The following is a 13,340-nucleotide window of genomic DNA, read 5'->3' as shown; positions in this document are numbered from 1 at the left end:
GGCAGCGCACGCCGTCCAGCGGCTGCCCGATCGGCACGGGGTCACCCACCTCGTCGACCCGGTGCCGGGTGGCGAAGGTCGTGGTCTCCGTGGGGCCGTACACGTGCAGCACCCGGACATCCGGGCACGCCGTGCGAACGCCGCGCATCGCCTGCACCGGCATCAGCTCACCGCCGGTCGCCACGGTGTGCATTCCGCTGAAGCACGCCGGGTCCTGCTCGGCGAACAGCGAGAACAGCGCGGTGGTCAGGAACATCGCGGTCACCGCGTGCTGCTCGACCAGCGAACGCAGCCCCGCGGTGTCCAGTTGCCCGGGTGGCGCGACCACCACCCGGCCGCCGGTCAGCAACGGCACCCACATCTCGTAGGTCGACGCGTCGAACGCGTGCGCCGAGTGCACGAGGACGCGCTCGTGGCCCGTCCGCCACGCGCTGTCGGCCACCAGGTCCAGGATGTCCCGGTGGGTCACCGCGACACCCTTGGGTGCTCCCGTCGAACCCGACGTGTACATCACGTACGCCAGTTCGCCCGGCAAACCGTACGGACTCGGATTCGGGACTTCCGGTGTCCCCGCCGGCAGCCCGTCTGCCACGAATACCCGGACACCCGAGTCACGCCCGCGCGACTCGGCGGCGGAATCGGTGACGACGATATTCGCGCCGACGTCCGTGACGATCTCGCGCAGCCGGGCCGCCGGCGAACTCAGGTGCACGGGAATATAGAAACCGCCGGCTTTCATCACCGCCAAGGCAGTCACGACGACATCCGCGGACCGGCCCATGACCAGTGGCACCGGCGACTGCCGCCCGACACCCGCCTGGACAAGCTGACGGGCCCGCAGATTGGCCATGGTGTTCAGTTGCCGGTAGGTCAGCCGGCCGCTCGGATGGCTGACCGCGACCTCTTCGGGCGTCCTGCCCACCTGCTCCTCGAACACCCGCACCAGCGTATCGCGGGTGGTGCCGTCCGGGTGCGGTGGTTGGCCAGGGTCAGTCGGCATTCGTGTATCCCCCAAGTTCGTTTCCGCCGTTTGTCTGTCGTCAGGCGGCGACAGGAAAGAATCCCCCGAGAACCGTATGGGACGTCACTTGCGACCGACCTAGAGCGCACCTAGCGTGGATCCGTGCGACCTCACGCTAGCCCCGTGCAAGGCGGCGCCGACTACTGTTCGGCGATATCGGCGTCGGGGAAACGCCAATGTGCACTGGGGCGAATATGACGAATGATCGTTTTCACCTGTACGACACCACGCTGCGTGACGGCGCGCAAAAAGAAGGCGTATCTTACACGGTCGACGCCAAACTGGAGGTCGCCGCGCTGCTCGACCGGCTCGGTGTCGGGTTCATCGAGGGAGGTTGGCCGGGCGCCGTCCCCAAGGACACCGAGTTCTTCCGCCGGGCCCGGTCGGAACTGCCGTTGCGCCACGCGACCCTGGTCGCGTTCGGCGCGACCCGCCGGCCTGGCGGCACGGCAGATGGCGACCGGCAGGTGCGTGCGCTGCTGGAGTCCGAGGCGCAGGCCGTGTGCCTGGTGGCCAAGGCGGATCTCCGGCACGTCTCCGACGCACTGCGCACCACGCCCGAGGAGAACCTCGCGATGATCGAGGACACCGTGCGGCTGTTGGTCGGCGAGGGCCGCCGGGTCTTCGTCGACTGCGAGCACTTCTTCGACGGCTATCAGAACGACCCGGACTACGCCCTGCGCGTCGTCACCCGGGCCTGGGACGCCGGAGCCGAGGTCGCCGTGCTGTGCGACACCAATGGCGGGATGCTGCCGATGCGGGTACACCGCGTGGTGTCCGAACTCCGGTCCCGGACCGCCGGGCGCCTGGGCATCCATTGCCAGGACGACACCGGCTGCGCCGTGGCCAACACGCTGGCCGCCGTGGACGCTGGTGCGACGCACGCGCAATGCACCGCCAACGGGTACGGCGAACGGACCGGCAACGCCGACCTGTTCACCGTGGTCGGCAACCTGGTCACCAAGATGGGCATGGACGTCCTGCCCCAGGGGTGCCTCGCCGAGATGACACCCATCTCGCGTGCACTGGCCGAGATCGCCGGAGAGCCCACGGATTCGGCGCAACCGTACGTCGGGTCCAGCGCGTTCGCCCACAAGGCGGGCCTGCACGCGAGCGCGATCAAGGTGCGGCCGGAGTTGTACAACCACCTGGACCCGGCCGCCGTCGGCAACACCATGCGCATTCTCGTGACCGAACTGGCCGGCCGGGCGAGCATCGAGCTCAAGGGGCGCGAGCTCGGTCTCGACCTGGCCGGCCGGACCGAGACGGTCGGACGCGTGGTCGACCGGATCAAGGACATGGAATCCCGGGGCTGGTCGTTCGAGGCGGCGGACGCCTCGTTCGAATTGATGCTGCGCGACGAACTCGGGCAGGGCGTGCCACCGTTCTTCCGGCTGGAGTCTTACCGGGTGGTCGTCGAACACCGGGCCGACGGCGTGGTGACAAGCGAGGCCACGGTACGGCTGCACGCCGACGGCGAACGCATCGTGGCCACCGCGGAAGGCAGCGGGCCGGTCAACGCCCTGGACCGGGCGCTGCGGGACGCCCTGAAACACCTGCGTCCCGAACTGGCAAAGGTGGAACTCACCGACTACTCGGTCCGCATCCTCGCCACCGGGCAAGGAAGCGACGCGGTCACCAGGGTGTTGATCACGACCGGCGACGACCGCCACGAATGGACCACGGTGGGCGTGCACGACAACCTCATCGAAGCCTCATGGCTCGCCCTGGAGGACGCGAACCGCTACGGCGTGCTGTGCGGACCCCAGCCGGCCGCCTGCGCCGGCTCCTAGACCACCTGGCGTACCCCCAGGTCGGGTTCTCGCCCGTGGCCTGCCGGCTGCGGGCGAGAACCCGACGGACCTGCTAACTGCGCCGCCACGGCGAGACCGGCCTGCTCGACCACCCGAGCGTCCCGCACCGCCGGCCCACCGCCACTCCCGCCGACGTGGTGACCCGGATCGAGCAGCTGCGCCGGGGACGGAAGTACTCCGCCCGCCGGCCCGGGCACACGGTCCACCTCGGCGTGAAGAAAACCGGCCAGATCCCCGACGGTGGCGGCTGGCGCGCCCACAGCAAAGGCAGCAACCAGGACAAACGGGTCGCCCGAGGCAAAACACCTGGCCAGCGGACCCACTACACCTACCTGCACTCCGCCATCAACGGCTACTCCCGCCTGGCCTAACACCGAAGCACTGCCTGATGAGACCGCCCGGACCGCGATCGGGTTCGTCCACCGCGCTCGGGCGTTCTTCGGCCGCCACGGCATCACCCACATCCACTGCCTGGTCACCGACAACGGCTCCCGCTACCGCGCGAAAGACTTCGCCACCGTCCTACGCGGTCCCCGTCACCAGCGGATCACGCCCTACACCCCACGCCACAACCGGGAAAGTGGAGCGCCACAACCGGATCCTCGCCGAAGAGCTCCTTCATGCCCACCTCTGGACCAGCGAAGCCCACCGCCCCGCAGCCCTGGCCATCTGGAACACCCACGACAACTACCATCGACCACACACAGCCGCCGGAGACCAGCCACCAGCATCCAGGCTCCACGACGGCGTCATCAACGTCAGAACCTCATACAGCTAACCGGCCTCGCGTTCGGCCATGTCCAGCAGCACCTGGATCTCGCCGACCAGCGAGTGCTCCTCACCTTTCAGCGCTGGCAGGGCCGCCCGCAGCAGCGGCACCGCCACCTGGGGCCGGCCCTCGGCCAGGTGCGCCTCCGCGCGAATCGCGTCGACGGCGGCGATTCCGCCTTCCTCCCCCGCCGCGATGAACTGTTCGCGGGCCCGGTCGGCCAGCTCCACCGCCAGGTCGATCGCGCCCTTGGCCACGTGCACGCGGGCGAGCAGGCACATCATCCAGCCGGACGCCTGCGGCTCGGTCTCGATGGACGCCATCGCCAGACCCGTCTCCGCCGCCCACTGCGCACGGTCCAGGTCGCCGGCGCGCCGGGCCACATCGCCCAGCCGGTTCAGCACCGTCCAGAGCGACGCCGGGTCACCGATCTCCTGGGCCACCTGCCACGCCTGCTCGAACGCCTGTGCCGCCTCTGGGTATCTGTCGGCCATGGCGAGCGACCGGGCCAGTTCGGGCAACGCCATGGCCTGCAGCTGGCGGTCCTCCAGCCCGACGGACTTCGCCGCGGCCAGCGCCCGCTGCGCGAACACCTCCGCGTTGGTGTGGTCCTCCAGTAGCGTGTGGCACAGCGAAAGCCACACCATGACATGGCAGGTTTCCCGGACCGAGCCGAGCCGTTCGAAGTGGTGGAGGCACGAGGTGAGCCCGCGCACCGCGTGGCTGGTGTGGTGGTGCACCAGGTGCCGGGCGCGGGCGAACTCCGTGCGCCACCGGACCAGTTCGTCGCCTGCATCCAGCGCGGCCTGGCACACCACGTCCTGGATCCACAGATAGTCGTGATAGGACGACACGCAAAACAGGTTGGCCAGTCGGGCCGCGTCGGCATACCGGCCGATCTCGCAGCCCCGGGCGATCATGAACAGCACCAGGCGGCGTTCGGTCTGCTCCCACGTCAGATGGGTCCCCACCAGCCGGTTCATGTGCCGGTCGGTCAGCACCTGGGTGACCGGGCTGACCTCCTCCGGCAGCCAGCCCCACGTAGTGCGGCGGCCCCGGCGCCAGGCGGCCGACGCGAGCTGGATCAACGCCGACAGCACCCGGGACAGCGCCTCCATTCGCTCGTGCTCGTCGACTTCGCCGGCGAGTTCAGCCGCGTACACCGCCAGCAGGTCGTGCATGCGGTAGCGCGGCTCACCGGTCGGGTCGCGGCCGACCGACGTAATCAGGCTGCTGCCGATCAGCTGCTCGATCACCTGCTCGCCGTCGGCGGTGGGGAGCAGGACCGTGACGAGCCACGCCGGGAAGTCACCGCCGTCGAGCAGGCCCAGGAGGCGAAACGCCTGTCGCGCCCCGTCATTGAGGCCGAGGTAGCTCAGTGCCATGCTGGCCCGGACCCGCAACGAGTCCAGCTCCAGCTGGTCCAGGCGCCGTTGCCCGTCCCGCAGGGTCTGGGCGAACACGTCGAGCCTGGCCGCGGGCTTGCTCCCCAGCCGCGATCCGGCGATGCGCAGCGCCAGCGGGAGCTGACCGCACAGCGACACGATCTCCTCGGCCGCCTGCCGCTCCTCCGCGACACGGTCCCCGCCGACCAGGTTGGCGAGCAGTTCGCGCGCGTCCGAAGGCAGCAGCATGTCCAGTTTGATCGGCTGGACACCGGGCAGGCTGGTGAGCAGCCGGCGACTGGTGACCAGCATCGCGCACCCCGCCGTACCGGGCAGGATCGGGAGCACCTGATCGGTGTCCAAGGCGTCGTCCAGCAGCAGCAGCACGCGCCGGCCGGCGAGCCGGGCCCGGAGCGCGGCGGTCTTGGCGTTCAGCCCGTCCGGTACGGACCGGGGGTGCAGGCCGGAGAGCCGGAGCAGGTCGTCGATCAGGTCCGCCGGGTCGACACGTGAGTTCGCCTGGGACAGCCGGGCGTACCACTGACCGTCCGGAAAGGTGTCCGCGAGCAGGTGCGCGACGCGCACTGCCAGCGCGCTCTTGCCGACTCCCGCCGGGCCGGACACCACCACCAGCGGGACAGTGGGGCTGTACGCGGCAGACCGCAGCAGGCTCGTCATCTCCTCGACTTCCGCCACCCGGCCGACGAAGTCGGGGATGTCCGGCGGCAGCTGCCGCTGCGGCGCCCATGGGGCGCCGACCTGGGGAATCGCGTCGGTCGTGTCCGACGCCCACATCGGCGGCGGTACCGCGCCCGTGAGGACCTGGTGGTGCAGCCGGCGCAGCTCGTCACCAGGGTCCAGGCCGACCTCCTCGACGAGCAGGTCACGCGCGCGCTGGTAACTCTCCAGCGACTCGGCCTGCCTGCCGTCACGGTAGAGGGCGAGCATGAGCTGAGCCCAGAACCGCTCCCGCAGCGGGTACCGCGCGGTCAGCGACCGCAACTCCGCGATCAGTTCGCTGTGCCGGCCGAAAGCCAGCTGAAGGTCGACGCGCCGTTCGACCGCGCGCCCCCACTCGTCGGTGAGTCGGGCGGCTTCGTCGCGTTGCAGGCGATCGGACGGCACGTCCGCCAAGGCCGGGCCACGCCACAGGTGCTCGGCGTCGGTGAGCATGGCTACCGCGGCGGCGGGATCGCCGTTCAGCTGGGCCTCGTGCGACGTTTCCACCAGCCTGCGGAATGCCAGGACGTCGACCGACTCCGGGTCGATCTCCAGCAGGTAGCCGCCCCCGCCGCTGACCGTGCGGATGCGGATCTGGTCGTCGGCCACCTGGGCCAGTTCCCCGCGGAGCCGGTTGAGGTACACGTACAGCGTCTGCCGTGCGGTCGCGGGCGGAACCCGGTCCCACAGCCATCCCAGCAGTTCGTCGACGGTGGCACTTCGGTTGGCCCGCAACAGCAACCCGGCGAGCAGGACACGGTGTTTGCCGGCCGACGGGCGAAGCACGCCAGTGGTGCCGGCCACTTCAAGGGTTCCCAGCAGTCGCGCCATGACCTGCTGTCGTGGTCTGTTACCGAACGCGAGACTGTCCGCCATGCTCATCCCCCGGTCAAGAGCATCTAAGCTTATCGCGCTTCGCAGTGTGCTGTCGCGCGTGATTTCAGCGTCTTCGACGTCGTCAACCTTACTGGACTGGGACACGGCACCCCATTGACTGGGGCTACGGGCGAACAGCGACGTGCCGGTGTCACCCCTTCGGGCGACACCGGCACGCGGCAGATCCGTTTTCGATTACCGGCCGACGCCGGCCCACCGGCGCACTGCCGCGGTGGCGATCTCCTTGTCGTGGTCGGGCAGGGTGGCGATGCGCCCGGTTCGATAACTGGCCCCCGGTGCGGTGAACGCATAGGAATCCCGCTGACCGGGAACGAAATGCTCCGCGGGGCTCGGGTCGTTCCCGCCGTTGACGAATAACATCCGCGAGGATCGGGTGCGCACCCACTGGTCGATGTCTTCCATCGCGTACGGGTCATGCGTCGGCCGCAGGCTCGGCGGGAGCAGGTTCACGGCCTCGTGGATGTCCGGGTAGTGCAGCAGCCCGGCCAGATACGGCGCCCGGACGGAGGGAAATCCCATCTGGTTCACGGCCTGGTAGAACCACGCGGACCGGGCCAGCAGCGTCTGGTCGACCGGGGTCTGCCACGACACGATCTCGTCCAGGAAATCCCAGATCTGGTCGGCCGACGCGGTCGCCGGCGGTATCCGGACACAGTCCTCGGTAAGGTAGAATTGCCAGAACGCGTACCGAAGGTGCATGACGATCAGCTCGAAAGCCCGGTCGGCACTCCCGATGACCTGGTCGAACGTGAATCCGTTGGCGGCGGCCCAAGCCTCGTACCGCGGAACGATCTCGTCCCGTTTCCGAAGAGCCGCCCGTTGGATGTCCTTCAAGCCCTGCCGGCACTTCGGAGTGCCCACGTTCTCCAGGAAAGCGTTGTACCGGCTGTCCTCGTCGTCATCGACGTTGTCCGGAGCCCCGTAGGAAACGACCCCCGCCACGTCGTCGGGGTAGAACCGCCGGTAGTAGACGGCAGCGGCCCCGCCCTTGGCGATACCGCTCCCGATCCACCTGCCTGAATAAACACGCCGGAGCGCGGAGATCAACCGGTGGTGGTCGGAAGCGGCCTGCCAGATGGTCAGCTTGGACCAGTCAGCGGGCTCCGGGCGAGAACCGGTGAAGAACCGCTGTCCCACGACGAGCTGGTTGGCATCGAGCATCTGGGCCGGCTCGGAAAGCGAGACCTGAGCGGGCACCTCGTACCCATTGGTGTACAGCACTGTCGGCCGGTTTTCCGATCTGTGCAGCAACTGGACACGTTGCTTGAAAAAACCACCGGCGGGATCGTGGTGATCCACCGGCTGAAGGTAATCCAGCGCGAACAGCCGATAACCCGAAACCGGAGACGGTTCTTCGGACACCACAGTCAAACCCGGAACGGCCCGCAACTGATCCCCGATGTCCGACTGCACAACGGTGGAATAACCACTCGCCGCAGCCCCAGCCGTTGTTGTCCCCAGTAAGCCCGCAACGACCATCGCCGCGACCGCGATCGCAGCATGACTTCTTCGACGCGACAATTTCCCATCCCCTCGTGTCACCACCGCATCGTTGACGCCTGGCAAGCCGAGCATACGAAGGTGGCTGAGAGAACTTCTACGCCAGAAGGCCCAAGCAAGGGTTGGCGCTAGCTCCACGCTAGCCTCATCGTCGATTATGTCGGCGATACTGCAAAACGTTACTCGACCCTCACGCCCGGTGCTCACGGGTACGTCTTGCGGAGGTTTGTTCGATCCACCCGCCCACCGGCTGGCCCGAGGTGCACACCTGCTTGACGTTGCTGGACCCGTGCCCAGCTCCGCCGGTTTCCTCCCCCTGGCCCTCAACCAATCCGGCCGGCGCGAGGGGTCCTGGGTTCGTTGTCGTTGAAGTTGTGCGAGGTCATGGCACCTAAGGGCTGTCTCGTAACTGGTGGTGTGGTTGGTGGGGCTGGTGTTGCAGTCAGTCGGTGAGGATGATGTTGTGGAGGTGTGCGATTCCGGACACCGTGTCGGCGAGCGTGCTGGCGGCGCGGCGGTAGTCGCGGAGGATCTTGAAGTTCTTCATCCGGGACAGGACATGCTCGACGCGAGCGCGGACCTTGCGGTGGGTGGCGTTGAGATCCTCTTTCCACTCCGGTAACTCGCTGCCGTCGCGGGGTTTGCGGTAGGGCATGACGACCTCGGGGTTGCCTTGGTAGCCGCCGTCGGCCATCACCGGCCGGTCGGCGAGTTGCTCGGCGATGCCGCAGGCGCGGTAGACGGTGCAGTCGTTGCGGCTGCCCGGCTGCGGATCGCCGGTGGCGATGACCAGCCGGGTTTCCGCGTCGATCGCGACCTGCACGTTGGTGGAGTAGCGGTAGTTCTTCGACGGGGTGGCCAGCCGGTGATCCCGGGTCGGGACCAGGGTGCCGTCGACGATCGCGACCGCGTCGATCCGGCGTTTGCGGACCGGGGCCAGCGCGAGTAGCGGGCCGATCGTGTCGATCACCCGATGCGCCGCGGAATGCGACACCCCGAACAACGGCCCGATCTGGCGCATCGTCAGGTTCGTCCGCCAATACGTGGCGACCAGCAGTACCCGGTCGGCCAGCGGCAACGCCCACTGCCGGCCCGGCCGGCCGTCGGCGATCTCGTCCCCGCCCCGCTTCGCGACCAGCCGCACCAGCTTGCGGAACTGGCCGGGCTGCAGCCCGGTGAACGGGGCAATCCACTCCGGCCGCGACGCTGTGATCACTTGCACCACACCAACATGATCGACTACCGGACCAGCCGGCCCGACACCGGGTTACGAGACATCCCTTAGACTGGAGCATTCCACCCCGTAGTTCGTCCGATTGGCGTGGCGGGAAATTGGACGCTGCATTGGACGGGAGCCCAGGGACAATGTGCGCAGGTCGCGACCCTCAGGCGAACCTCCGGATTGAGCTTGCCCGCCTCCGTGAGGAGGTCGGCACGCCCTCCTTCCTGGCTTTACAGGTTGCCTCTCAACGGCTGGCGGGCGCGAAGCTGTCGAAGTCCAGCGCGCACAGTCTGCTAAGGCAGCAGCGCGTTGCGCGCTGGGAGAACGTCTGGAGCTTCGTTGGGCGACGTGGGCGCAGTTTTCGACCTCATCCCACGTGACCGGCGTCGACGCCGTCGGGTGGTCGCGGCCGCGCAGAGAGTAGGGGGCGATGGTGGTCTTGGCCGGGTTGTTCTGGGACCAGCCACCCACGTGTACCAATGTCACACAACCGTCCGATGGGAACGCGTCCCGGGCACCGCCCAGTTGGTAAAAGCGACGAGGACGATACGACCCGCGTAGCAAGCCGCACTCCTCGTCCATTCGACTGAGTCGAACCCGATCGCCGATGCCAGAACCGAAGTCCTGAGCACGACTAGTTCGTGCGTAAGGCCTACGGGAATGCGCGAACCCGCACGCTTCCGTCCAGCTTGTACTCATATGCCCAATCCGGGCCCTCCCGCAGCCGGCCACCGTCAGCCTTGGCCAGCATCGGCTCGACCCACTCCGGAACTCGAGACGAAGCAGCACGCCCAGCCATGCGCAGTCTCCGTCCCGACTCACCACCGCCCCGCCTCGACGGTAACCCGTTCGGCCCAGCTTCGCCGGATCTGTGCTGGTCAACGCCCTATCCGGTGACATTAGGTGCCATCTCGAATGCCGTGTGCTGCTTCGGCCTCCTGTCTGGGGCAACGCGCGTCACCTGCGAGGTGGCGCCCATATTCTGGAGGCGTACCAACGCGTCACCTTCGAAGACGTCCCCTCGATCGTCTACCTCGGCGTCGAAGTGCGTCATCACGGACAGCTGCCGGTGCGGCAAGCCGGCCTCGAGTTCGACTTCGGCGCGACCGCACCGGCGGCCTACCTGCTGCCACCGGAGTTCCGGGACCGCGATGACGAGCACGAGATGCGGCTGATCGACCAGGACCGACTGCGAACGAGCATGCGCAGGCTAGCCAAGGTCACTCTCCGCCTGCCGCTGCGGCTCCGAGGATTCGTACAGCTCGGGACGGGCGACAAGTTGGCGGTTCGTTTGACGTCGCCGCTGGAGATGCCGATCTGGCGCACCAGAGATCACCGAGGACAACCTACGGTGGCCGCAGCACCCCTCGGCACAACTGGGACGCTAGGCGATGATCGCCGCGTCGATGACGGAGGCGCAGCTGTCATGTCGATCGTCGACCGCGGCGACCGCGGCGACCGCGGCGACCGAGCGGACCAGCGTGCCCTCTTCCGGTGATATACCCGGTGCGCGCCCCAACTTCAAGGGACCCACTGGAACGACAGCGCCAGCGCGTCGAAGCCAGCCCTCCGCACGCGGACGACGTGAACGCCATCAGTGACCGCGGTATCGATCTTGCACCGCGCAGCGCGGCGAGCGACTCACCGGTGGTTGCCATTGTCTCAGCGTGACGACGGGACTTGGGAAGATCGATCTGTGCGCGGTGCGCGGTGCGCGGTGTCTGTGGCGGGTGAGCGGATTCCCGAGGGCGTAGACGTCAGGTTGCCCAGCGCCGCCCGGGTCTACGACTGGCTACTCGGCGGCAACCACAACTTCGACGCCGACCGCGCCGTCGGCGAAAAGGTCATCGCGGTCCTGCCATCGGGCCGGCAGGTCGCCGCGTCCAACCGGGCGTTCCTACGCCGCGCGGTGCGGTACATGATCACCCAGTTCCTCGACCTGGGCTCCGGCATCCCCACCGTCGGCAACGTGCACGAGGTAGCCCAAAACGCCAATCCCGGATGTCGGGTCGTGTACGTGGACTACGACGAGGTCGCCGTCGCCCACAGCCGCCTCATCCTCGAGGGCAACCCGAACGCCACCGTGGTCGCGGCCGACCTGTGCCACCCCCACGCCGTACTGACCTCACCAGACGTGCAGACGATGCTGGACTTCAGCCGTCCGATCGGGCTGCTGATGGTCGCGGTGTTCCACTTCGTCCCGGACGACCTGCGGCCACGCGAGATCGTCGCCGACTACCGCGCAGCCCTGCCACCAGGGAGCCTTCTTGCGCTGTCACACCTGACCGCCGACCACACACCACAGGCCATGGCGGCCGTCACCGAAGCAATGAAGAACAGCCGGGACCCGATGTACTTCCGCACATACACCGAGGTCGCCGCACTCTTCGACGGCGAGCAGGGTGGCGGTGACGACCCGGGCGTACTGGGTGGCCGAGCCGCGCAACTCGTGCAGCATCCGGGGCAGGGCGGTGGAGACCACAGTGCTGCTCAGGGTGGACACGAACAGGGCAAGCAGCAGGCCGCTGAGCGCCTGCAGGATCTGCCGCCGGGGCGGTGCGGCGGTGGTGCTCATGGTGCTCCGTGGGGGCGAGGTGCAGGACGGTGCCGCCCGCGGCCAGGTAGAGCGACCGGTCGGCCGCCGCGGCGAGGCCGGCGAACGGCCCCGGCACCCCGGGCAAGCGTGCGCGAACAACGCCGGCTGCTCCGCGGCGGCCGGTTCGGCCGCCGGGATCGCCGCCACCGTCCGGCACTCGCCGGTGCCCAGGTCGACGGCGACGACGCGACCCTGCCCGGTCTCGGCGGCGAACAAGACACCGTCGCCTACGGCTATCCCTTGTGGACGGTCGAGCCCCACGGCGAGGACATCGTCGTCGAGGCGGTGGATCACACCGCGGTCCTCGTCGCCGACGTAGCACCGGCCGTCGGCGTCGAAGGCGACGTCGACCGGCCGGCCGAGCCCGTCGGCGAGCACGGTGAGGGTGTCGGCGTCGATCGCGACGACGAGGGTGCCGTCCGGGCGCACGGCGATACCCAGGGGCTGGTCCAGCCCGGCGGCCGCGTGCGCACCGACCGGGTGTCCCGGTCGTAGGTGCGGACCTGGCCGTACTGCGACGTCACGTGCAGCAGCCCGCCGTCGGCGACGATCCGTGGGCGAAGGTGAGCAGCTCGGTGGTGGCGACCTCGTCGCCGGGCGCCTGCAGGCGGGTGAGGCGGTGGTGGTCGGCGACGTGCACGGTGCCGCCGAGGTCGGCCGTCATCCCGTATGGCCCGGCCGAGCCCCGCGGGACGACTTCGCGGGTGCGCCCGTCCGGGTGCAGCTCCGTGATCCCGCCGGCGGCGTAGCTGGAGACGAACATGCGGTTCTCGGCATTAAAGGCGGCGTTGTCGAGGCCGGGCACATCGCTGGTGACCAGCGACCGGGTACCGGTGCCGAACAGGTCGATGCGGGTGACGATGCCGGCCGCGCCACGGGAAAGCACGTGCAGCACACCGGCTCGAAGCGGACGGCGACCGGCTCGGGCGCACCGCCGTCGGCGGGGATCCGGAACACCTCGCCGGTGAGCATGTGCGGGTAGTACAGCAGGCCGTCCGGGCCGACCTGCATGGCGTTGCCCATCGCAAGCCCCTGGGTGAGCACGACAGGGCCGTCGTCGCCCAGTTCCAGCAGCCGGCCGTCGGGGGTCATCTCGTTGACGAACACGCGGTCGCCGATGCAGGCGATGCCGTTGGGCAGCCGCACCTCACCGGTGACGAGGGTGAACTCGGCGTCGGGACTCCGTCGCCACACCCGGCCGGCGAGCAGGTCGGTGATGTACATCGACCCGTCGGCGTCGAACGCGAGGTCGTCGTCAAGCGCCTGCACTGGGCCGTCCGCCGGCACGACCCCCTGGATTCACCCGAGGCCAGGTCGACGGCGCTGATCTGACCGGCCGGGAACTGCGCCACGTACAGGCGGCCGTCCGGCCGAAAGCGATCCCGTTCGAGCCGCGCAGGGACGTCGGCCGGGTCA

At 68.7% G+C, this 13,340-nt stretch carries 9 protein-coding genes and 2 pseudogenes; 5 read left to right on the top strand and 6 right to left on the bottom strand.

All coding sequences use genetic code 11. The features are described from left to right. A partial coding sequence (locus CF165_RS45930; RefSeq protein WP_143268845.1) for an AMP-binding protein occupies positions 1-1,000 on the bottom strand: 1,000 nt, incomplete at its 3' end. A gap of 215 nt (positions 1,001-1,215) precedes the next feature. Between CF165_RS45930 and cimA the strand changes: the two genes are divergently transcribed. Beyond that, entirely contained in the window at positions 1,216-2,814 is a 1,599-nt protein-coding gene (cimA, locus tag CF165_RS45925; RefSeq protein WP_093953915.1) for a citramalate synthase, read from the top strand. An 80-nt stretch (positions 2,815-2,894) separates the two neighbouring features. Then, a pseudogene (locus CF165_RS50805) lies at positions 2,895-3,613 on the top strand (integrase core domain-containing protein); the annotation flags it as partial. On the opposite strand, the gene CF165_RS45910 reads toward CF165_RS50805, so the two are convergent. The 4 genes and pseudogenes from CF165_RS45910 to ligD form a co-directional block, all read right to left on the bottom strand. After that, the gene (locus tag CF165_RS45910) at positions 3,610-6,513 is read right to left on the bottom strand and encodes an AfsR/SARP family transcriptional regulator (protein ID WP_158226930.1); all 2,904 of its coding nucleotides are present in this window, start codon (positions 6,511-6,513) and stop codon (positions 3,610-3,612) included. The pseudogene CF165_RS50805 and the gene CF165_RS45910 sit on opposite strands and share 4 nt — an antisense overlap. A gap of 267 nt (positions 6,514-6,780) precedes the next feature. After that, complete coding sequence (locus CF165_RS45905; RefSeq protein WP_158226929.1) at positions 6,781-8,019, bottom strand: S28 family serine protease; 1,239 nt, start codon at positions 8,017-8,019, stop codon at positions 6,781-6,783. Positions 8,020-8,548: 529 nt separating this feature from the next. Next, the gene (locus CF165_RS45900; protein WP_093953920.1) at positions 8,549-9,328 is read right to left on the bottom strand and encodes a transposase family protein; all 780 of its coding nucleotides are present in this window, start codon (positions 9,326-9,328) and stop codon (positions 8,549-8,551) included. Positions 9,329-9,673: 345 nt separating this feature from the next. Beyond that, positions 9,674-9,790: pseudogene (gene ligD / locus CF165_RS54165) on the bottom strand (non-homologous end-joining DNA ligase LigD); the annotation flags it as partial. 409 nt (positions 9,791-10,199) lie between these two features. Here ligD and CF165_RS45890 point away from each other — a divergent pair. Together CF165_RS45890 and CF165_RS54160 are read left to right on the top strand one after the other, a co-directional pair. Further along, positions 10,200-10,826, top strand: a complete 627-nt coding sequence (locus tag CF165_RS45890; RefSeq protein ID WP_143268844.1) for a hypothetical protein — start codon at positions 10,200-10,202, stop codon at positions 10,824-10,826. 219 nt (positions 10,827-11,045) lie between these two features. Then, positions 11,046-12,419 carry an SAM-dependent methyltransferase gene (locus CF165_RS54160; protein ID WP_439098555.1) on the top strand — a complete coding sequence of 458 codons (1,374 nt, stop codon included), beginning with the start codon at positions 11,046-11,048 and terminating at the stop codon, positions 12,417-12,419. A gap of 25 nt (positions 12,420-12,444) precedes the next feature. On the opposite strand, the gene CF165_RS53205 is transcribed toward CF165_RS54160, so the two are convergent. Next, positions 12,445-12,819: an SMP-30/gluconolactonase/LRE family protein gene (locus CF165_RS53205; RefSeq protein ID WP_240522125.1), complete on the bottom strand. Its 375-nt coding sequence runs from the start codon at positions 12,817-12,819 to the stop codon at positions 12,445-12,447. 77 nt (positions 12,820-12,896) lie between these two features. On the opposite strand from CF165_RS53205, the gene CF165_RS53200 reads away from it, so the two are divergent. Beyond that, positions 12,897-13,256, top strand: coding sequence for a hypothetical protein (locus tag CF165_RS53200; RefSeq protein ID WP_240522124.1), 360 nt, complete (start codon positions 12,897-12,899; stop codon positions 13,254-13,256). Positions 13,257-13,340: the final 84 nt, after the last annotated feature.

The organism is Amycolatopsis vastitatis, assembly GCF_002234595.1.
GTDB classification, from domain to species: domain Bacteria; phylum Actinomycetota; class Actinomycetes; order Mycobacteriales; family Pseudonocardiaceae; genus Amycolatopsis; species Amycolatopsis vastitatis.
The sequence above is the reverse complement of the archived record's forward strand: the minus strand, read 5'-3'. Positions and strand labels throughout refer to the sequence as shown.